This is a genomic window from Noviherbaspirillum aerium, assembly GCF_008929045.1.
In the GTDB taxonomy this organism is placed as follows: domain Bacteria; phylum Pseudomonadota; class Gammaproteobacteria; order Burkholderiales; family Burkholderiaceae_D; genus Noviherbaspirillum; species Noviherbaspirillum aerium.
On the sequence record NZ_VFAH01000032.1, the window covers coordinates 1 to 19,627 of the forward strand.

Annotated in this window: 19 protein-coding genes and 1 pseudogene; 12 read left to right on the top strand and 8 right to left on the bottom strand. The window is 62.8% G+C overall.

From position 1 onward, the window contains the following. The 3 genes and pseudogenes from FH061_RS26810 to pip form a co-directional block, all read right to left on the bottom strand. A pseudogene (locus FH061_RS26810) lies at positions 1-314 on the bottom strand (hypothetical protein); the annotation flags it as partial. A 202-nt stretch (positions 315-516) separates the two neighbouring features. Then, positions 517-705, bottom strand: a complete 189-nt coding sequence (locus FH061_RS26815) for a hypothetical protein (protein ID WP_151638902.1) — start codon at positions 703-705, stop codon at positions 517-519. A gap of 54 nt (positions 706-759) precedes the next feature. Further along, positions 760-1,761 (bottom strand): prolyl aminopeptidase, encoded by a 1,002-nt coding sequence (gene pip / locus FH061_RS26820; RefSeq protein ID WP_151638903.1) that lies wholly within the window; start codon positions 1,759-1,761, stop codon positions 760-762. A gap of 304 nt (positions 1,762-2,065) precedes the next feature. Here pip and FH061_RS26825 point away from each other — a divergent pair, with 304 nt between their 5' ends. From FH061_RS26825 to FH061_RS26860, 8 genes are all read left to right on the top strand, one after another. After that, entirely contained in the window at positions 2,066-2,569 is a 504-nt protein-coding gene (locus FH061_RS26825; RefSeq protein WP_151638904.1) for a (2Fe-2S)-binding protein, read from the top strand. Then, on the top strand, positions 2,566-4,767 hold the full coding sequence (locus tag FH061_RS26830; protein ID WP_151638905.1) for a xanthine dehydrogenase family protein molybdopterin-binding subunit: 2,202 nt from the start codon (positions 2,566-2,568) through the stop codon (positions 4,765-4,767). The genes FH061_RS26825 and FH061_RS26830 overlap by 4 nt, the downstream gene beginning before the upstream one ends. Before the next feature lie 25 nt (positions 4,768-4,792). Continuing rightward, the gene (gene soxX / locus FH061_RS26835) at positions 4,793-5,347 is read left to right on the top strand and encodes a sulfur oxidation c-type cytochrome SoxX (RefSeq protein WP_225984909.1); all 555 of its coding nucleotides are present in this window, start codon (positions 4,793-4,795) and stop codon (positions 5,345-5,347) included. After that, positions 5,347-5,829: a SoxY-related AACIE arm protein gene (locus FH061_RS26840; protein WP_151638906.1), complete on the top strand. Its 483-nt coding sequence runs from the start codon at positions 5,347-5,349 to the stop codon at positions 5,827-5,829. The genes soxX and FH061_RS26840 overlap by 1 nt, the downstream gene beginning before the upstream one ends. A gap of 1 nt (position 5,830) precedes the next feature. Then, positions 5,831-6,154, top strand: coding sequence for a thiosulfate oxidation carrier complex protein SoxZ (soxZ, locus tag FH061_RS26845; RefSeq protein ID WP_151638907.1), 324 nt, complete (start codon positions 5,831-5,833; stop codon positions 6,152-6,154). A gap of 19 nt (positions 6,155-6,173) precedes the next feature. Further along, a complete protein-coding gene (gene soxA, locus FH061_RS26850) occupies positions 6,174-6,926 on the top strand; it encodes a sulfur oxidation c-type cytochrome SoxA (RefSeq protein ID WP_225984910.1) in 753 nt (250 codons plus the stop codon). A gap of 89 nt (positions 6,927-7,015) precedes the next feature. Further along, positions 7,016-7,342: a c-type cytochrome gene (locus FH061_RS26855; RefSeq protein WP_225984911.1), complete on the top strand. Its 327-nt coding sequence runs from the start codon at positions 7,016-7,018 to the stop codon at positions 7,340-7,342. Continuing rightward, positions 7,339-8,616 (top strand): NAD(P)/FAD-dependent oxidoreductase, encoded by a 1,278-nt coding sequence (locus tag FH061_RS26860; RefSeq protein WP_151638909.1) that lies wholly within the window; start codon positions 7,339-7,341, stop codon positions 8,614-8,616. The genes FH061_RS26855 and FH061_RS26860 overlap by 4 nt, the downstream gene beginning before the upstream one ends. 119 nt (positions 8,617-8,735) lie before the next feature. Here FH061_RS26860 and FH061_RS26865 read toward each other — a convergent pair whose 3' ends face one another. Continuing rightward, entirely contained in the window at positions 8,736-10,532 is a 1,797-nt protein-coding gene (locus FH061_RS26865) for a hypothetical protein (protein ID WP_151638910.1), read from the bottom strand. A 936-nt stretch (positions 10,533-11,468) separates the two neighbouring features. Between FH061_RS26865 and FH061_RS26870 the strand changes: the two genes are divergently transcribed. Then, positions 11,469-11,924 (top strand): CesT family type III secretion system chaperone, encoded by a 456-nt coding sequence (locus FH061_RS26870; RefSeq protein ID WP_192805272.1) that lies wholly within the window; start codon positions 11,469-11,471, stop codon positions 11,922-11,924. Positions 11,925-12,215: 291 nt separating this feature from the next. Here the strand turns inward: FH061_RS26870 and FH061_RS26875 are convergent, their stop codons facing one another. Further along, positions 12,216-13,646: a nucleobase:cation symporter-2 family protein gene (locus FH061_RS26875; protein WP_151638912.1), complete on the bottom strand. Its 1,431-nt coding sequence runs from the start codon at positions 13,644-13,646 to the stop codon at positions 12,216-12,218. Positions 13,647-14,006: 360 nt separating this feature from the next. Between FH061_RS26875 and FH061_RS26880 the strand changes: the two genes are divergently transcribed. Then, entirely contained in the window at positions 14,007-14,387 is a 381-nt protein-coding gene (locus FH061_RS26880) for a glutaredoxin domain-containing protein (protein WP_151638913.1), read from the top strand. Between the two features lie 20 nt (positions 14,388-14,407). On the opposite strand, the gene FH061_RS26885 is transcribed toward FH061_RS26880, so the two are convergent. Continuing rightward, positions 14,408-15,628, bottom strand: a complete 1,221-nt coding sequence (locus FH061_RS26885) for an aminopeptidase (RefSeq protein ID WP_151638914.1) — start codon at positions 15,626-15,628, stop codon at positions 14,408-14,410. A gap of 286 nt (positions 15,629-15,914) precedes the next feature. Between FH061_RS26885 and FH061_RS26890 the strand changes: the two genes are divergently transcribed. Then, positions 15,915-17,117, top strand: a complete 1,203-nt coding sequence (locus FH061_RS26890) for a M48 family metallopeptidase (protein ID WP_192805273.1) — start codon at positions 15,915-15,917, stop codon at positions 17,115-17,117. Between the two features lie 16 nt (positions 17,118-17,133). Here FH061_RS26890 and FH061_RS26895 read toward each other — a convergent pair whose 3' ends face one another. Further along, a complete protein-coding gene (locus FH061_RS26895) occupies positions 17,134-18,216 on the bottom strand; it encodes an AI-2E family transporter (protein ID WP_151638916.1) in 1,083 nt (360 codons plus the stop codon). Positions 18,217-18,453: 237 nt separating this feature from the next. Beyond that, positions 18,454-19,134, bottom strand: a complete 681-nt coding sequence (locus tag FH061_RS26900; RefSeq protein ID WP_151638917.1) for an SOS response-associated peptidase — start codon at positions 19,132-19,134, stop codon at positions 18,454-18,456. 223 nt (positions 19,135-19,357) lie between these two features. On the opposite strand from FH061_RS26900, the gene FH061_RS26905 reads away from it, so the two are divergent. Next, complete coding sequence (locus FH061_RS26905) at positions 19,358-19,576, top strand: hypothetical protein (RefSeq protein ID WP_151638918.1); 219 nt, start codon at positions 19,358-19,360, stop codon at positions 19,574-19,576. The last annotated feature ends 51 nt before the right edge of the window (positions 19,577-19,627 follow it).

Below are 19,627 nucleotides of genomic sequence, written 5' to 3' on the forward strand. Positions count from 1 at the left end.
AGCAGGGGCAGGGCCATGGGGGTATAGAACCAGACGATGGGATCGGGATGCTGCTTGCCGAGGGCGCGCACCATCTTGCGCAGGTAGGGCAGCTGCTTGTCGTGGAAGCCGAATTCGCGCACCGGGGTGAACGGCTTGCAGACGGTGAGGTTGGGAAGCGGGTGGGAAACCTGGAGTTCCGGCTCGCCGTCGCGGTATTCGGGTTCTTCGACGAGGATGATGCGGTAATGGCGCGAGAGCCGGGAGAGCAGGTGCTGTGGGCGCTGGTAGACGAAGTTCCAGCGCAGATGGCAAAAGACGATGATCGAATCCATGTAACCTCGACGAAATAACGTTAGTAAGAAGCTAATCACTTTTCGAGGCGAGTGTTGCTACTTCGTTCCATTTTGAAGGCCTAGCCTTGATGAAGATGGAACAACCCGTAAAAACATGGACTTTTCGCTGCTTTATGTCAGCTTGCAGACAGACATCTTTTACCAGTCTTGCAAACAGTTTCCCTTCCAATGATGGAACTGATCATTCATTCTGTACGGAACCTTCCGCGGAAGCCGGCCGTTTTGACACGGGCGGATGATCGACTTCGCAATGGCCGGCGTCGGCGGCGGCCACGCAGGCTTCGAATGCATCGGCAATCTGCACCACATCGAATACATAAACCGTGTCGTCGACCTGAACTTCCTTGGTGCTGAGGCGAACAGTTGCCATGAAAACCTCTCTTTCAAAAATTAAAAAAAATCGCAAGGTGAAGTAAGAAATGCATCAGACCGGCCCCGATGCCTGCAGCGCGGCCGCGTCGAAGCGCTTGTTGCGCTTGTAGTATTCAATCGTCTGAATGACCTTGCTGCGTATGCCGGGTTCCGACGGCGAATGACCCGCGTCCGCAACGACATGCAGGACCGATCCCGGCCAGGCGCGATGAATGGCATAGGCGGCAGCCGGCGGCGCGATCACGTCATGTCCGCCCTGGATGATCATGACCGGCAGATGGGAAATGCGGCCGATGTCCCTGATCAGTTTCCCCGGTTCGAGAAACATGCTGTTCCTGAAGTAGAAGGCGTCGAGCCTGCCGGTGCCGTAGACCACCGGATCGTTCTTCACCGCTTCCTCCACCAGGTCCGGATCATGGCGCAGCAGCGAGCAGGATTCGGTGTACTTGAACCAGCGGCGGGCCGCGTCCATGCGGGCATCGGCATCCTTGCCGAACAGGCGTTTCTCGTAGGCAGTCAGGATGTCATGCTTTTCCGCCTGGGGAATCCAGCCGATGAAGTCGTCATGCGCCTTCGGGAAGAAGCGCCGCATGCCGCGCATGAACCAGTCGATCTCGTCCGGGCTGCCGAGAAAAATGCCGCGCAGGACAAAGCCGAGACAGGCATCGGGATAGGTCTGGCCATAGGCCAGCGACAGCGTGGTGCCCCAGGAGCCGCCGGTCACCAGCCACTTGTCGACGTCGAGCATCTTGCGCAGCGCCTCCATGTCCTCGACCAGCAGCTGCGTGGTATTGCGCTCGACTTCGCCAAGTGGCTTGGCGCGGAAGGCGCCGCGCTGATCGAAGAGGATGATGCGGTAGGCATCCGGATCGTACCAGCGGCGCTTGTCCGGCGAAGAGCCGCCGCCGGGGCCGCCGTGCACGTACACGACCGGGATGCCGTCGGGATTGCCGCACTCTTCCCAGTAGATTTCATGCAGGTCGTCCAGCCGCAGCAGGCCGCTGCGGCGCGGTTCGAGGGGAGGAAAAAAATCGAATTCGGGAGTAGCGTCCATGGTCGCGGCTGGTGAAAAGAGTGGTGTTGGATATGGGTGTTCGTCAATCCAGACCATCTCGGAGCATGAAGATTCAATTGATATCGTGAATGGATCGCGTTCTTTATGCCGGTCAACACGGCTCGCCGATCACTTAACCTTCGTCATCGCCCCGATTTCGACCCGGCCGAGCAGGGTGGAAAAAACAGTCGTAATATATCCAGGCCGCATTGGCAGCATCGATGACGGCTGCGCAGGCCGCGCAGGCCGGACATGCTGCTCCGCGCCCCTCCGGATTCGCCCGACAACAACAAGGAGTTGAGACATGGCAAAACTGAACGTCAACGGTACGTTAAGAGAGTTCGAGGCGGAGGAGGATACGCCGCTGCTCTGGGTGCTGCGGGAACAACTGGGATTGACCGGCACCAAGTACGGTTGCGGCGTCGCCCAGTGCGGCGCCTGCACCGTGCATATCGATGGCGAACCGACGCGCAGCTGCGTGCGTCCGGTCTCCACCGTCGCCGCCGAACAAAAGATCGTCACCATAGAAGGGCTGTCGAAAGACGGCTCGCATCCGGTGCAGAAGGCCTGGGCGGCGCTCGACGTGCCGCAATGCGGCTTCTGCCAGAGCGGCATGATCATGGCGGTCGCCGCGCTGCTCAAGGAAAAGCCCAATCCCACCGATGCCGACATCAACCAGTCGATCACCAACATCTGCCGCTGCGGCACCTATAACCGGGTGCGCGCGGCAATCAAGGTCGTCGCGCAGGGCGGCAACACCCGCAGCGCCGGCCTCGCCATCCAGCACGCAGACGGGAGCACGACATGAATCGCGCCGCTCCCGAAACCGGCGATATCGCCAGTCCGTCCCGCCGCCGCTTTCTCGGCACTTCGGCCGCCGCCTTCGGCGGGCTGATGGTGGGCTTCCATATTCCCTTTGCCGGCACGGCCGCCGCGCAGGGCGGCGTGCCGCCGGAAATCAATGCCTGGGTGGTGGTCAAGCCGGACGACACCGTGGTGGTACGTATCGCCCGATCCGAAATGGGGCAGGGATCGCTGACCGGGCTGGCGCAGCTGGTGGCGGAGGAACTGGACTGCAACTGGGCCAAGGTCACGACCGAATATCCGACGCCCGGACAAAACCTGGCCCGCAACCGCGCCTGGGGCAATTTCTCGACAGGCGGCAGCCGCGGCATCCGCGAGTCCCATGACTACGTCCGCAAGGGCGGCGCGGCGGCGCGCATGATGCTGGTGCAGGCGGCGGCCAACCAGTGGCAGGTGCCGGCGTCCGAATGCCGCGCTGCCAACAGCGTCATCACGCACGGCCCGTCGAACCGCACCACCACCTATGGCAAGGTGGCGGAAGCGGCGGCGAAGCTGACGCCGCCCGCCGACGTCGTGCTCAAGGATCCGAAGGACTGGAAGATCGCCGGCAAGCGGCTGGCGCGCCTCGACACGGTCGACAAGACCACCGGCGCGCAGATCTATGGAATGGACCTGAAACTGCCCGGCATGCTGAACGCGGCGATCAAGGATTGCCCGGTATTCGGCGGCAAGGTCAAGCGCTTCGATGCCGCCCAGATCCAGGGCAAGCCGGGCGTGAAGAAGGTGGTGCAGGTCGGCGACAGCGCGGTCGCCGTGGTGGCCGACACCTGGTGGCATGCCAAGACCGCGCTCGATGCGCTGACCATCGAATGGGATGAAGGCCCGAATGCGAAGGCTTCCAGCGCCGGCGTGGCGGAGATGCTGAAGGCCGGCCTCACCGCCAATGACGCGGTGGTCGGCAACCAGAACGGCGATGTGCGCACCGCGCTGGCTTCCGCCGCGCGCCGGATGGAAGCCGTCTACTCCTATCCGCACCAGAACCACGCCACCATGGAGACGATGAACGCCACGGCGAAATGGACGCCGGAGCGTTGCGAAGTCTGGACGCCCACCCAGAACGGCGAAGCCGCGCTCGCGGCAGCCTCGGAGGCCGCCGAACTGCCGGCCTCCAAGTGCGAGGTCTACAAGCTGCACCTCGGCGGCGGTTTCGGCCGGCGCGGCGCGGTGCATGACTGGGTGCGGCAGGCGGTGGCGATTGCCAGGGAAATGCCGGGCACGCCCGTCAAGCTGATCTGGTCGCGCGAAGAAGACATGACCCATGGCCGCTATCATCCGATCACCCAGTGCAAGCTGAGCGCCGGTCTCGACAAGGATGGCAATGTCACCGCGCTGCACATGCGTCTTTCCGGGCAGTCGATTCTTGCCGGCGTGTTCCCGCAAAACATCAAGGACGGCAAGGACCCGGTCGTGTTCCAGGGACTCAATCCGCCGGGGCCGGAAGCCTCCATCGGCTACAGCTTCCCCAACCTGCTGGTCGATCATGCGATGCGCAATCCGCCGGTGCCGCCGGGCTTCTGGCGCGGCGTCAACCTGAACCAGAACGCGATCTACCTGGAGTGCTTCCTCGACGAGATCGCGCATGAGACCAGACAGGACCCGCTGGCACTGCGCCGCAAGCTGATGGCCAATCATCCGAAGCACCTGGCGGTGCTGAACGCGGCGGCAGAGCGCGCCGGCTGGGACAAGCCCCTGAAGAAGGGCGTCTATCGCGGCATTGCGCAGACCATGGGCTTCGGCAGCTATGTGGCGGCCGTGGCGGAAGTGTCGGTCAGCGACGATGGCGTGCTCAAGATCCATCGCATCGTCGCCGCCACCGATCCCGGCCATGCCTTGAACCCGCAGCAGATCGAAGCGCAGGTGGAAGGCTCGTTCGTGTACGGCTTGTCGGCGGCGCTGTACGGCGAATGCACGCTCAAGGACGGCCGCATCGAGCAGGAGAACTTCAACACCTACCAGGTGATGAAGATGGATGAAATGCCTGCGGTGGAAACGGTGATTGTGCCCTCGGGCGGTTTCTGGGGCGGGGTGGGCGAGCCCACCATCGCGGTGGCGGCGCCGGCGGTGCTCAATGCGGTGTTCGCGGCCACCGGCAAGCGTATCCGCGACCTGCCGCTGAAGAACCACAGCCTGAAGCGGACGTGAGTCCGTGACGGGCCGGGCTGGCAGCATGCGGCTGAGCATTCAGATGCGGCCGGGCTTCATGGTATCGGCGGCATCGTTAGCAACGATGGCAGCGGTGGCAGCGGTGACAGCGTTGGCAATGATGTCGGCGCAGGCTGCCGCTGCCTCGCCGGCGGTCCGCGTCGACGGCGATGAAATCCGCGAGCCGCTGGAAGGCAGGCGCGGCGACGCGGCACGCGGGCGCGCCATCGTCGCCAACCGGCAGGTCGGCCTGTGCCTGCTGTGCCATGCCGGGCCGATTCCGGAGGAGTGGTTCCAGGGCAACCTGGCGCCGGACTTGTCGGGGGCCGGTTCGCGCTGGAGCGAAGGGCAGTTGCGCCTGCGCATTGCCGATGCCGGCCGGTTGAACCCGGCGACCATCATGCCCTCCTACTATCGTACGGAAGGACTGGTGCGCGTCAGTCCCGCCCTGCAGGGCAAGCCGATACTGGATGCGCAGCAGATCGAGGATGTGGTGGCTTACCTGAGCACCCTGCGCACCCTGCGCAATGAAACGAAAGACGCCGATGGACCGCATGTCAATGATAAAAAGGCGAAGTGATGGCTGAATCCGAGGATGCCGCCTGCCGGCATGATGCGTCGCGCCGCCGCGTGCTGGCCGCGGGCGCCGGCATGATGCTGTGGCTGACGCTGAAACCGGCAGCTGCGGCACCGGCCGAGATGGAAGCCGCGATCCGTTCCTTTACCGGCGGCGCGAAAATCCAGCCAGGCAAGGTCAGGCTCGATGTGGCGACGCTGGTCGACAACGGCAATGCCGTGCCGGTCGCCGTCAGCGTCGATAGTCCGATGACGGCCGCGGAGCATGTGGCGGCCATCGCCATCTTCAACGAGCGCAATCCGCTGCCGGACGTGGCGCGCTTCACCCTCGGACCGCGCGCCGGCAGGGCCGCCGTGTCGACCCGGATGCGCCTGGCGACATCGCAGAAGCTGATGGCGGTGGCCAGGCTCAGCGACGGCAGCTACTGGTCGCATACGGTCGACGTGGTGGTCACGCTGGCCGCCTGCATCGAAGGAGACAGCTGAGATGGCGCGCGCACTGATCAAGGTTCCGCCCAACGCCAGGCGCGGCGAAGTCATCGAGATACGCACGCTGATCAGCCATCCGATGGAAACCGGATATCGTCCCGGCGCCGACGGCCAGGTGCTGCCGCGCAACATCATCCGGCGGTTTTCCTGCCGCTACAACGGCGAAGTCGTGTTCAGCGCCGAACTGCATCCCGCGATTGCCGCCAATCCCAACATCGTGTTCCATACCGTCGCCACCGAAAGCGGCACGCTCAGCTTCACCTGGGAAGGCGATCAGGGGTTCAGCCAGACCGAATCGGTCGCCATTACGGTCACCGGCTAATATGCGGAGCGCTGCGCTGATGCTGATCGGATTCGCCTGGCTTGCCGCGGCGAATGCACAGCAGGCCGCCGATGCGCGCCTGCCCGGCTCGGCCTTCATGAGCCGGTCCACGCAGGAGATGCAAAGCGACGACAGCCAGAATCCCGCCATGCTGTGGGTGCAGGAAGGCGAGGCGCTGTGGAATCGCAATGCCGGCCGCAGCGAGCGTTCCTGCGCAAGCTGCCACGGCGAGGCGAAGACAGGCATGCGCGGCGCGGCGGCGCGCTATCCGGCGCTCGATAAGCAGACCCGGCTGCCGCTCAATCTCGGCCAGCGCATCAACCAGTGCCGCCAGCAGCGGCAGCAGGCCGAACCCTTCGCCGCCGAGAGCGAGTCCTTGCTGAGTCTGGAAGCGTATGTGGCGCTGCAGTCGCGCGGCATGCCGATTGCGCCGCCGCAGGATGCCGCATTGCGGCCGCATGTCGAGCACGGCGCGCAGCGCTGGCGGCAGCGCATCGGCCAGCTCAATCTGTCGTGCGCCCAGTGCCATGACGACAACTGGGGCAAGCGCCTGGGCAGCAGCCCGATACCGCAGGCGCATCCCGGCGGCTATCCGATCTACCGGCTGGAGTGGCAGGCCATGGGATCGCTGCAGCGGCGGCTGCGCAATTGCATGAACGGCGTCAGGGCGCAGCCCCATGCCTTCGGTTCGCGGGAACTGGTGGAACTGGAACTGTATCTCGCCGAGCGGGCCAGGGGCATGCCGATGGAAGCGCCGGGCGTGCGTCCATGAGCAGGCCCTTGAAAAAGGAGAGGCGGATCATGCCCTTGTCGAGAATGTTGCGATTGCTTGTTGCATCAGGCTGCGTGGCTGCCAGTGCCATGGCACTTCCCGCCATGGCGGCAGACCAGGACATGGCCGGGCGCCGCCTGTATGCAAACTGCGCCGCCTGTCACGGCACCGACGGCAGGCCCGCCGGCAATGGCGCTCTGCCGCCGCTGGCGGGTCAGCCGAAGCAGCGGCTGATCGCCAGCATGCAGGCATTCAAGGCCGGCGAACGATCGCCCACGATCATGCACCAGATCGCCAGGGCCTACAGCGACGAACAGATCGCGCTCATCGCCGGCTTCCTTGAGTCGCAGAAGATGCAGAAGACGCAAACGTCCCAGGCAACCCGGAAGGCAAAGACGACACCGGAGGCCCGATGAAAAGGAGGCAGTTCATCAAGACGGCCGGCACGCTGGGCGCGGGAACCGCGCTTGTTCCCGCCGCCGTGTTCGCTGCCGCAGCGGCCCGGCCCAGGGTGGTCGTCATCGGCGCCGGCTATGGCGGCGCGACGGCGGCCCGCTACCTGCGGCTGTGGAGCAACGGCGGCATCGACGTCAGCCTGGTCGAGCCGAACCCCTCGTTCATTTCCTGCCCGTTGTCCAATCTCGTGCTGGGCGGCTCGAAGCAGCTGAGCGATCTCACGATCGGCTATGACGCCCTGACGCGGCGCCACGGCATACGGCTGGTGCGCGACTGCGCGCAGGCCATCGATCCGGGCAAGCGCATCGTCAGGCTGGCAGGCGGCAGGGAGCTCGCCTATGACCGGCTGGTGCTGTCGCCCGGCGTGGATTTCCTGTACGACAGCCTGCCAGGCCTGCAGCAAGCCGGCGCCCGGGAGTCGGTGCTGCATGCATGGAAGGCGGGGGAGCAGACGGCGGCGCTGCGCCGCCAGCTCGAAGCGATGGAAGACGGTGGCAGCTTCGTGATGTCGATCCCGCCGGCGCCTTACCGCTGTCCGCCGGGGCCGTATGAGCGCGCCTGCCAGGTTGCCCATTATTTCAGCCGGACCAAGCCGAAGTCGAAGATCATTGTTCTCGACGGCAACGAGGATGTGGTGTCCAAGGGCGCGCTGTTCAAGCGCATCTGGGCGGAACGCTACCAGGACATGATCGATTACCGGCCCAGTTTCCGCGCCGCGGACGTCGATGCGAAGACCCGTACCGTCGTCTCGGAACTCGGCGACGAAGTGCGGGGCGCGGTGCTGAACGTGATTCCGCCGCAGTCGGCGGCCGCCATTGCGGTGCAGGCCGGACTGGCCAATTCCAACAAGCGCTGGTGCGCGGTCGATTTCCTGAGCTTCGAGTCGACGCAGGAGAAGAACATCCATGTGCTCGGCGATGCCATCCAGGTCGCGCCGCTGATGCCGAAGTCGGCGCACATGGCGAACCAGCATGCAAAGATTTGCGCCGCGGCGATCATCGACATGTTCGCCGGGCGCGCGCCGGATGCAAGCCCGATGCTCACCAACACCTGCTACAGCTATGTCTCCGACAAGGATGTCATTCACGTGACTTCCGTGCATGCCTACGATGCCGGCAGGAAGACGCTGGTTGCGGTGCCGGGCGCGGGCGGCGTGTCGTCGGCGGCGAGCGAACTGGAAGGCGCCTATGCCGCCGTCTGGGCACGCAACATCTGGGCCGACAGCTTGCTGTAGCGCCGGGGAGCGGCGCCTATTGCATGTGCCCTCAGGCCCTCAGGTTATCGCATGCCGGCGCTGGTTTTCTCCCGTCCGATGCGCTGCCGTGCGCAGGCTTCAGGAATCGGGCAGCGGATTCAAGTGCGCCGTTGCGCATAATGGCTGTGCTGGCGGAAATAGTCGAGCGTGCTGTTCCATGCCTTGTCGGCAGCGGTTTTCAATTGCTCGCCGCCTTTCCCGGTCGGAAAAGAGTCGATGAATTGCTTGTAATCGGAGACGAATGTCTTCGGGTCTGCGCCGGGCATTCCCAGGCCGAGCCCGAGCTTCCGGTCAAGCTGATTACCGACCCAGAGCGCCTCGTGCATGGAATGGCCGCCGTCATAGTTGATGAACATCATGGTTCCCAGCATGGCATCCTTGGCATCGATATCGATACCGCGTTTTTTGAACGCATCCACCATGTGCATGATGATGTTGGTGGTGCCGGAGATGCCGCTCGCATATGCGATGCCATGCTGGAGCGCCTGCTTCACTTCCGGAGTCGCATTGCTTAGGTCGGGCCTGTTCCGGTCTGCGGGATGCATGACGGCTTCCATCCATCTTCCCTTGACGATGGCGGGTTGATGGTGCATGGTGATGTCCGCCTTTCGGATCATGCGGTTGGGATTGGCGGCGGTTTCGGTAATACGGGCGGCCGCCCTGTTCACCACGCCCCCGTACATGCGGTTTGCGCCGCTCATCCATTCAACCGCGTAGCCATTGCGATTTTGCATGCAGACGGAAAGCTTGATTGCCGCGTAGGGAATGGCGATGCAGTCGATCCCGGTGTGCATCGGCGCCTGCAGGAATGCTTTCAGGGCGATGAGGGCTTCCCTGGGCGTCGGCGCGTTAATGAAACGTTCCAGCGCAGGCGACTGCGCCTGCCAGGCCCGTCGTTCCTGCCTCAGCATATTCTGCATGTCCAGCGCCGTTGCTTCCTGCGATGCCAGCGGCTGAGTATTCAGAACGCTCGCCAGTGTCGTACCCATCTTGCCCATGCAGGTCTTGACGTTTGCCGGCGGATTATGGACCAGTTCGGCCATCAATACCGATTCCATCGCGCGTCCATATATATTGTCGTGAAGCCGGGTCTGGTATGCCCCGGCCCTGGTCGGATCGGGAATGTCGGCTCGCAGGTTTCTTGCCAGCGCACTCAGATCGCGCAGCCCGGATTTCTGGAAATCCTTCTCCGCATGAGCGAGGAAATCCCTGGTTTCCTGAAAGGTCAGCCTATGCCGCAGGACACGGTCCTTTATCGACTCCGCGACCATGTTCAAACGCTCTCTCTGCTCCGGCGTCGCTGTCGATCGCGCCTGCCGTATCTCGGAGGCGAGGTGCGTCATGCATTCCATCGGCATCCGTCCCGCTTCACGGGCGGCCGCGGAAGCGCCCAGCTTTTTGCTGGCTTCGGCATGCACGGCTTCGCTCACTTCCTTCGTCATGTCGGCCAGTGCTTTCACGGTCATTCTGAAAAACGGGCGCTCCAGCCGTGCGATCGCCTGTCGAATATGCGCCTCTGCCGGCGTACCCTGCAGCCGATACTCGCTTATCGTATTGTTCAGCATGCGCGCCACGGCCTGTTTTCCCTGCTTTTCTGCCTGCATTCTTTGACCAGGCGACATCTGCTGGCCCAGGTCGAGCCCCAAATTGATTTCCGTCTTGTTGTTAACTATGTTGATATTTTTTAATCCGGAGTAGGAATTGCCGGCGGCGGCTCCCAGGACAATGGCATCTCCCGCCTGATCAATATTGGATTTCGTGTTCCACCTGACCATGTCCAGAATGGTGGTCTTTTCGTTTACCTTTTGCGTCAGGACCGGCTGTCCGCCTACCCATTGATTGCGCTGCGCCGCAGGCCGCACCGCTGCCGTCTGCCATCGGGGTGTTGCTGGCATGTGCAAAGATTGCGGTGATGGACGATTTGTATTAGTCATCGGGAACGTGCCTGTCGGCCAATCCTGCAAAGTCCTTTGAAGGCGCCTCCCCTGCCGGAGAAGGTGAGGCAAGGTAGCAGGGCTTGACACCGACGAGGCTGGCCGCCAGTAGCTCGCGGGGCGTGCGGAAATCTGCTGGCTCGCCAGGAACGGCTGCGACCACGTCACGGCATGCTCCAATGCGGCAATCCCGAGTTGGCGCAGCGTCGGCAGTCCTGCCGGCCCATTCTGCCGCCAAGGCTGGCCGGGATGCGCGACATGCTGCTGAGTCGCCGAGGTCAGCCAGTCCTGCACCGCAGCGCGCGCCGTTGCGGCGAGCCCGGATTGGGACCGCGCATTCAGCATCCATTGAAGCGGGTTATGCGGCATCGGAGGAAGAGAATTGGCATGCGCAAAACGGACTGCAGCCGGTGCCCCGTTCGGACCAGCAATCGGTCCGCCAGGTCGCATTGCCATGAAATGCATGGGTGCCGGCATCGACAGAGCTGGATGGTGGCCTCTCCATGGGCCAGGCAGTGGCAGCTGCGAAATTCGCTGTGCTGTTTGGAGAAGGGATACACCAGTCCGAAGCATCGGATGAATATCCGCGATGCCTGACCATTGCTGCGTTCGTAAATTTACCATCCCATGCTCCGCACACGCTTATCTGCCAATCGGCTCATTCCATTTCATCGCTCGGCATCATTTACTGAATACCCATGCCAGGAAGCCGTACCTTTATGCCCATCACGTGAGTGTCATGAGACCGGGAATAGTTCGCTACGACTTGCCGTTCCTTGCCATGACGGGAACTGTCACCGTCGATTCTGAGAATTTTGCGGAACCGTTTCGCGCCCCCTATCACTCACCTTTATCCCGGACCGGAACATACGGCTTGCATTGGAAGGCAGAACTTCAGTGAATGATCGATTCAGACTGCTGATCGAGGGCTTTTGCGCACTTTGCGGCCTTCCCGACGCAAGCCGCGTCATGGAAGGCGGCGCCGTTGTTGTCAATGACGTCGTATTTTCATTGATTCATAACGACGCGATTCATCCGGACATGGTGTTCATCTATTGTGATTTCGGCGATGTTCCCATCGGGCGGGAGGCAGAGGCATACCGAGCGCTGCTGGAAGCGAATCTCTATCTATACACGGGTATCGGTCCGGCTTTCACGGTATCGAATGAAACCGGACGCGTCTTGCTGGCACATCACTACTTTATGCATGACGGCCAGAACATGCCGAGCGAATTACGCGAAGTGCTGGTGGATTTGTCGACTAAAGCCCTCGCATGGCGGGCGGACCATTTCCTGATAAAAGATGGTCCCGGCAAAAGAACTCCGGCACGTGCGCGGGTACCTTACAGATAGCTCTCGCGCCGCGCGACGATCCCGGAACGCAACAACGATGAAGCACTACGGCGGCGGCACGCCAAAAATCAGCGCAGAAAAAGTAACGCCCCATCCGTGATCCCGGTCCGCCGGAGGCATGTGCCTGCCGGCTGTCGACCTGATCCGCTCGATAGGGCGTTGCGCCTGCCGCCATGCATATCGGTTGCATGTGCAGCAGATGACGGCATCATACCGGTGCCTGATGACCGTTAGATGACGTACGTCAACATTTTTGAGAATTTCTACATCTCCATCAAGTAGTCGATAAAGTCATTCTGTTCCATGCGTCGTCGCGGCTGCCATTTCGAAGGCCCGGTCGGCCGATACCACGCCGTGATAGAACAGGTTCAGTATGACCGCCGTCAGCGTGCCAAGCACGATGCCGCTGTCGGTGACGGCATGCGCCCACGCCGGGAGGTGCTGGAAGAAGGACGGCGACAGAGTGGGAATCAGTCCCATGCCGACCGATACCGCGATCACGAACAAGGCATGCCGGTTCTTCTCGAAGTCGATCGTGCCGAGAATGCGGATGCCGGCGGCGGCTACCATGCCGAACATGACGATGCCCGCGCCGCCGAGCACGAACTGCGGCACCGAGGCCACCACATGCGCGATTTTCGGAAACAGCGCAAGCGCGATCAGGATCACGCCGCCGGCGACAGCGACATAGCGCGAGCGCACGCCGGTAATGTTGACCAGGCCGACGTTCTGCGAGAACGAGGTATAGGGAAAGACATTGAACACGCCGCCGATCACCGTGCCCAGGCCGTCGGCGCGCAAGCCGGCGGTCAGGCTTTGCGGCGTGATCTTCTTGCCGGTGATGTTGGCCAGCGCGAGGAACATGCCGGTCGATTCCACCAGCGTGATCAGCATCACGATGCACATGGTCGCGATCGCGCCGAGGTGAAAGGTCGGCATGCCGAAATGGAAGGGGGTGGTTACGGCGAACCAGCTGGCTTCTTCAAGGCCCTCGAAATGCATCTTGCCGAGCGCCAGCGACACCAGCGCGCCGACCACGATGCCCAGCAGCACGGCGATGTTGGCGATCAGGCCCTTGCCGAAGCGGCTCAGGCACAGCACCACCAGCAGCACCAGCGCGGCGATCGCCAATGCGGCCGGGTCGGCGTACGAAGGGTTGGGCGCCTGCATCTTGACGCCATCGACCATCGTGCTGACGAAAGGCTGGCCGTTGGCCGCCCAGTTGATTGCCACGCCCATCAGCGATACGCCGATCAGCAGGATGACGGTGCCGGTGACCAGCGGCGGAAACACGCCGAGCAGCCGGCCCATCAATGGCGCCACCAGGATGCCGAACAGCCCGGCCGCGATGGTCGCCCCGAAGATGGCCGGCAAGCCCATCGACGGATCGGTGCCGATGGCGATCATCGGTCCTACCGAGGCAAAGGTCACGCCCATCATCACCGGCATGCGGATGCCGAAGTGGCGGCTGCCCAGGGCCTGGATCAGGGTGGCAATGCCTGCCGCCAGCAGGTCGGCATTGATGAGGAAGGCGATATCCGCCTTCGACAGGCCGAGCGCGCCGCCCACGATGAGCGGCACCGCGACGGTGCCGGCATACATCACCAGTACATGCTGGAAGCCGAGCGTGCCCAGCTTGAACAAGGGGAATTTCTGCTCGACGAGGTCGGACTGGCCGGCCTGGCCGGTCTGGTCATGATGGGTCGGGGATGGTGCTGACATGCTTGTCTCCTCCAATGCGCGGATAAGCTTGGGTCCGGCATTGCTGCTTGTTGATCGGTGCCCCAGGGCCTGTTCTCGCTTCGCACTCTCGAACGAAGTGTGAACAGGCCTTGAAGGCCGGGGTAAATGATTGTTTGCAGATTTTTGGAGGATGGTAGCCCGCGGCCGGCATGGCGATTTAGTCAACTGCCAATACCGGTTATAAGAATGGCTTGATAGTGAACGGCTGAATTGATGCGCCGCCGACCCTGCGTGGACCGGTCCTGTACCGGCACGGCCGCATGAACAGCGGCATGCGGCGGAATCGATATCCGGCAAAGCAGGCTATCCTAAGGTTTTTCAGCATTGACGGGAGCCGGCATGACTCGCAACATCCTTGACGAAGCGCATATCCATCCGGCCATCCGCGCCGCTATTTCCGGCAACCATGCCGACATCATCGGTGAAGTCAAATCCGCCGTGGCGCTGCACGATATCGTGGTGGTCGGCATGGCGCAGAATCCGTTTCCGCGCAAGGCGCGCGCCTTGCTGAAAAGCGCCGGCCTGCAGCATGTCTACCTGGAATATGGAAGTTACCTGAGCGGCTGGCGCCGCCGCAACGCACTCAAGATGTGGACCGGCTGGCCGACCTTTCCGATGGTATTCGTCAAAGGCGTGCTGATCGGCGGCGCAAGCGAGCTGCAGAGGCTGATCGAAAGCGGGCAGTTGCCGGCGCTGCTCAATACTGCCCGGCAAGCCTGAAGCCCGGATCCGGGCCTCCTTCAGCCGACAGTTTGCCTGGCCGGCCGCACCGGGCGTGCGGGCTGCGGCCTGTGCACTGGGAGCGGAGCCGCGGTTGCCGCGCCGGCTTCCAGTGCGATCAGCCTCTGCTCCCGCAGCGGCTTGGGCAAGGCCGCCAGCTCCCTCGCCGCGGCAAAGAATGCCGGCATGTCCGGCTGCTGCGCCATCAGGGCGCGAAAGCCCGGCGCCAGGCTATGGTAGGCGGCGATGGACGCCAGGTGCGCATTGGTCAGGCGCTGATTGAACCAGTTGTCATAGCCGGTATAGCCGCCCCAGCCAACCTTGAGCATGCCGAATTCATTCTTCAGTTCACTGAAGATTCTCGCCTTGCCGCTGCGCATGCTTGCCGCGCTTTCGCCGCTGGCATACAAGGCGTCGAGGCGGCTCCGGTAGCGCATGAGAAGATCGAGGTAATCCTTCTTTCGGGCCTGGTACGCGAAATAAGTCTTGCGCATGGTTTCGCTACCGTGCCGGGACAGCCAGCGCGCCACGCCTTCGGTCTCCACCGCGACGGCGAACGATTCATTGAACTGGGTATCGCCCTTTGCATACACCGCCTGGTGCGCGAGCTCATGGAAGATCAGGCGCGCCAGGTTGATTTCCGGATAATGGATGAAGCTCGACAGCACGGGATCGCCGAACCAGCCCAGCGTCGAATAGGCCGGCACTTCGGATACATGCACGTCATATCCCTCGTCCTGCAGGATCTTGGCGTAAGCGATGGCGTCATCCTTGTTGAAATAGCCGCGGTAGTTGACGCAGCCCGCCACCGGGAAGCACCACTCCACCGGCTGCAGGGAAAACTCCGTCGTCGCGAACACATTCCATGCGACGGCGGGCCGGCCGATATCGACATAATCCCGATAGCTGCCGTTATCCGGCAGGCCGAGTTCCCGCACGGCGAATTCGCGGATCTGCGTGACTTTCAGCAGTTTATGTTTCAGTTCTTCGGGGGTGTTCGGGTCGTGCAGCAGCGCATCGATCGGCCTTGCTGCCGCAATCAGCTTCAGATGTCCGGCGGCCGCCTGGAAATAGAAGGGCAGGGAACGCAGCACCGGCAGCAGCGTCAGCGCCAATGCCAGGACGATTGCCCATTTCGCCGGCCGGCTGATTTTCCCGGCAAAAGAGGAGAATGGAAAACGAAGGAGGGATGCCCGGGTCGCGTTGTCCGGGTCGTTCTCGCGCTGGAATGAACGCTTCATGTCTCGTCGTGGCTCTGCTTGCGGCGGTTTCCGCGTCTGTGTGCTGCCGCGCGGTTCAAGGTCGAAGGGGGCAAGCGATAGACCCCGGCGCCGGACAATTAGTTTTTAAGTGAAATCACGTACCGCAGGTCGGCCGCACCCCCTTGCGTCAGATGCGGTTTTGCAAACTCGGGCTATCATTGTCACCTGCTTGCAAAATCCGCAATGAATCATGCATGCGTGCGCGCAAGGCATGCAGCCGATGCAAGCATGGCAACCGACACCAATAAGAATGAAAGGCGAACTGATGAACCGTAGGAATCAATCCGGGCTGCAAGGCGTGCGTCTTGCAGGCAACCTGACGCTTATCCTGTCCCTTGCCGCCGGATTTGCCGGATGCGCGGCGCGCGTTCCTCTCTATACGCCGGTTCCGCCGGCGCGGCCCGCAATTACGCCAGCGCCGGTTCCGGTGCCGCCGCCCCAGGTGCAGAAAGAAGAACCGGTAACCTATTCGGTTGATCTCGGCGCGCCGCGCGATGACGGCATCAGGCCGCTGCCCGATGCGCCGGTCGTGTCTCAGCAGGACATCGACCGCCTGCGGGGCTGGGTCGCCGACCATAACCGCCTGTATGACGTGGCCGGCAAGCTGATGATACGCAACGTCGAACTCTGCCCCAACAACGCCCGCCGCATTCTCGGCTTTACCGCCAAGAACAGATTTTCCTATACCAGCCAGTTCGCCGATACCGCGGCGGCCGCGCTCGGACTCGATGATCGGCTGCAGGTAATCCAGGTGTTGCCGGGCAGCGGCGCGCAGAGCGCGGGACTTCAGCGCGGCGATATCCTGCTCGAATTCAACGGCCAGCCGGTGCCTTCCGGCCCGCAGGCCGAGCGCGAGGCATCGGTGCTGATCATTTCGGAAACGCGCGGCAAGCAGCAGGTCAGGCTGGGCGTGGACCGCCAGGGCCAGGCGGCGGCGCTGGACGTGCCGCTGACCGAGGCTTGCGCGTTCGGCATCGAACTCGGCGATTCGGAAGAGATCGGCAGCTACGCGGACGGTTACCGGGTGATGGTGACCCGCGGCATGCTGGCTTTCGTCAGCTCGGAAACCGAACTGGCGTATGTGATGGCCGGCGAATTCGCGCGCAATCTGCTGGCCGCAGGCGACCGCAATGCCGCCGCCTCGCTGATCGACCAGTACCGTTTCCTGAAAACCGGCACGGCGGCCAGTGCCGCCCCGATCCAGATCAAGCCCTATGCCGCCGCCGTGGACGTACAGGCCGACCGCCTGGCGCTGTACATGCTGGCACGCAGCGGCTACGACATCCGGGCTTATGGTCCTTTCTGGGAGCGCATGGCACAGGCTGCTTCCGCCGTGCCCGCCGCCCAGTTGCCGGTCAATAGCTACGCGGTGTTGCATCCCGGGTTCCGGGAGCGCCTGCAGGCGATTCCGCGGATGGTTTCCACCATCGAGCAGAAGCGGGCGAGGAACGAGCCGCTGCTGCCGTAAAGGCTCAAGGAGCGGTCTACGCCGCTTCGCGGTGATCGTCCGCCTTGCCTTGCTCGTTGCTGGAATTCTTGAGCATCGGCGTGCTCGGCAGGTTGCGCAGCCACCAGAACAGCACGGCCATCATGAACGGGCCGATGAACAGGCCAAGCACGCCGAGCGTGGAGACGCCGCCGAGGAGGCCGAACAGCACCGCGAGGAAGGGCAGTTCCACCCGGCTGCCGATCAGTTTCGGCCGTACGAACTTGTCCACCAGGAACAGCTCGAACGCACCCCAGCAGAACAGGCCGAGCGCCGCCGTCGCCTGCCCCTTGCCGAGCAGAAGCAGCGACACCAGCGTGAACGACAGCGGCGCGCCGCCGGGAATCAGGGCCATGTATCCGGTGATCACGCCCAGCAGCGCCGGGAAAGGCGCGCCGGCGATGTAATAGGCCACGCCGAGCACCACGCCTTCGAGCAGCGCAACCGAACACAAGCCGAGCGCCGTGCCGCGCACCGAAAGCGGAAACAGCCGTGCCAGCGCCGGATAGTGGGCTGGCAGCAGGCGCATGCCGGCGCTGTCGACATAGTGGCGCACCGCATTGCCATGCAGGTAAAGGATGAACAATGTCAGCAGCGCCAGGAACATGTAGAGCGCATTGGCCAGCAGGGTGGAACCGACGGCACTGGCCGCAGCCGACAATTGCGGCACCATGCCGCCCACGGTGGAGCGGATCAGCGCCTCCAGGCTGCCCGGCGTTTCCAGGTGCTTGCCCCACCATTCGACCGCATGGGTGCCGATCACCGGCAACTGCGATATCCATCCGGGTACCGGAATGCCGGCGGTATTTTGTCTTCCGATGAAGCGTTCGACCGCGGCCAGTTCGCCGCTCAAGGCGTTGAGAACGAACAGCGAGGGACCGGCGAACAGCAGGATGAGGCCTCCGAGCAACGCGGTGGCGCTGGCGGCCCGAGTCCAGCCGCGCCGCAGCAAGGCCTCGTGCAAAGGCCAGGTAATCACTGCAAGCAAGCCCGCCCATGCCAGCGAGGCAAGGAAGTGTTTCAGCATCAGGGCAAGCGCGACGATAAAGAGCAGCGGAAGGATCAGCGGAAGATAAGACATACTGCGGGGATCGGGTTATCAGGATCGGGTAACAGAGTTTGTCAGGGTAGCAGGTATTGGCCCCGGGCGGCACGGGGCGCGTGCAAAAAGAGGCGGATTGCTTGACAGTTCGTCATGGCTTGCGCGGTGCGGCGGGGCGGATATTGAAAAAATCGCATGCCGGAATGACATCGCGGTCTGCCTGCTGCCCGCTGCTCTTGCCTTGCTGCCCGTCAGCATGGTGCCGTCATGTTCCTTTCAAATAAACGGCAGCGAAGGCTGGCCCGCCTTTTTCCTGGCCTTCGGGCTGGGCCTGGCGATCAGGCGCTCCGCCGGATACTGCCGGAAGAAGGACTCCGCTTCCTCCACGGGGCAATGCAGCCATTCATCGTAAAGGGAAGCATCGATCAGCACCGGCATGCGCTTTTCATCCCCCGGGCGGCCGAAACGATGCATCAGCGGATGCTCGTCGGCATTGATGGTGAACATGGACATGGACAGCAGCGGTCCGGCCTCATCCGTCGCCGGCCTGAATTCCCAGAGCCCTGCCATCGCCATCGGGCTGCCGTCCGCATGCGCCACCTCGTAGCGCATCTTGCGCGCGCCATGCTCATAGGAAGCTTCGAAGAAGGATTCCGCCGGAATGAGGCAGAAGCGGCCTCGCTTGAAGGCATTGCGAAACACCGGCTTGCTTTCGGGCGCTTCGCTGCGCACGCTGAAAGTCTGGCTCGTGATTTTCATTTCGGCCCAATGGGGAACAATACCGAACATCGCCTGGGAGCAAGCCCTGTCGCCGAGCGCGGCGCCGGGTTGCGGCACGCGGATCATCGGCGCCATGTCGCCGGGCGCGACTTCGTTGCCGACGCTGAAATCGGAAGGGGAGACGCTGAAATACCGTTGCAGCTGAGATGCAGCGGCCGGAATGTAAATGGAGGACATGCTTGCTATTTTAGCTTCAAGGCCCGGGCTGAACGCGAAATGCTGTTTCAGGCCTCCAATTGCATGAAGCCGGGCAATACTTGACGTTTCTCAACCGGATGGACGAATTGCCGACACTCATTTACTTCCGTCAATCAAACGCTTGATTCCGCTTGGGTGCGCGCCAGCAAGGGCGGATACTGGAGATGGACGGTTTCCGTCTGCCCACAGGAGGTAAGTGAACGTGAGATCGAATAAAGACATCAAGCAGATCCTCGGCCCCGGTCTTACAGGCAAATACGATATGGCCGATCTTTCGTTCTCGGTACGCAAGAAAGTTGCGGAACCTGATCCGGCCGGGCAGCCACCGGGCATCGACTTGCTGGACGACTATGTACTGGTCTTGAAGGCAGCCGGGGAAACACCCGAGAATACCGAGGGCGAGGAGGGCAAGCCGCTGTAGGCTGAGTTTGATAAGCGTTGCGAGCGGTTCGGATGGGCGCCGGGGAGCGCA

Coding starts and splice junctions, on each gene's coding strand:
- FH061_RS26815 (WP_151638902.1), bottom strand. CDS start 705: ATGGCAACTGTTCGCCTCAGCACCAAGGAAGTTCAGGTCGACGACACG.
- FH061_RS26895 (WP_151638916.1), bottom strand. CDS start 18,216: ATGTCTTATCTTCCGCTGATCCTTCCGCTGCTCTTTATCGTCGCGCTT.
- FH061_RS26825 (WP_151638904.1), top strand. CDS start 2,066: ATGGCAAAACTGAACGTCAACGGTACGTTAAGAGAGTTCGAGGCGGAG.
- FH061_RS26885 (WP_151638914.1), bottom strand. CDS start 15,628: ATGAAGCGTTCATTCCAGCGCGAGAACGACCCGGACAACGCGACCCGG.
- soxX (WP_225984909.1), top strand. CDS start 4,793: ATGCGGCTGAGCATTCAGATGCGGCCGGGCTTCATGGTATCGGCGGCA.
- soxZ (WP_151638907.1), top strand. CDS start 5,831: ATGGCGCGCGCACTGATCAAGGTTCCGCCCAACGCCAGGCGCGGCGAA.
- FH061_RS26880 (WP_151638913.1), top strand. CDS start 14,007: ATGACTCGCAACATCCTTGACGAAGCGCATATCCATCCGGCCATCCGC.
- FH061_RS26855 (WP_225984911.1), top strand. CDS start 7,016: ATGGCACTTCCCGCCATGGCGGCAGACCAGGACATGGCCGGGCGCCGC.
- FH061_RS26890 (WP_192805273.1), top strand. CDS start 15,915: ATGAACCGTAGGAATCAATCCGGGCTGCAAGGCGTGCGTCTTGCAGGC.
- FH061_RS26900 (WP_151638917.1), bottom strand. CDS start 19,134: ATGTCCTCCATTTACATTCCGGCCGCTGCATCTCAGCTGCAACGGTAT.
- FH061_RS26875 (WP_151638912.1), bottom strand. CDS start 13,646: ATGTCAGCACCATCCCCGACCCATCATGACCAGACCGGCCAGGCCGGC.
- FH061_RS26840 (WP_151638906.1), top strand. CDS start 5,347: ATGGCTGAATCCGAGGATGCCGCCTGCCGGCATGATGCGTCGCGCCGC.
- FH061_RS26860 (WP_151638909.1), top strand. CDS start 7,339: ATGAAAAGGAGGCAGTTCATCAAGACGGCCGGCACGCTGGGCGCGGGA.
- soxA (WP_225984910.1), top strand. CDS start 6,174: ATGCTGATCGGATTCGCCTGGCTTGCCGCGGCGAATGCACAGCAGGCC.
- pip (WP_151638903.1), bottom strand. CDS start 1,761: ATGGACGCTACTCCCGAATTCGATTTTTTTCCTCCCCTCGAACCGCGC.
- FH061_RS26830 (WP_151638905.1), top strand. CDS start 2,566: ATGAATCGCGCCGCTCCCGAAACCGGCGATATCGCCAGTCCGTCCCGC.
- FH061_RS26865 (WP_151638910.1), bottom strand. CDS start 10,532: ATGCCAGCAACACCCCGATGGCAGACGGCAGCGGTGCGGCCTGCGGCG.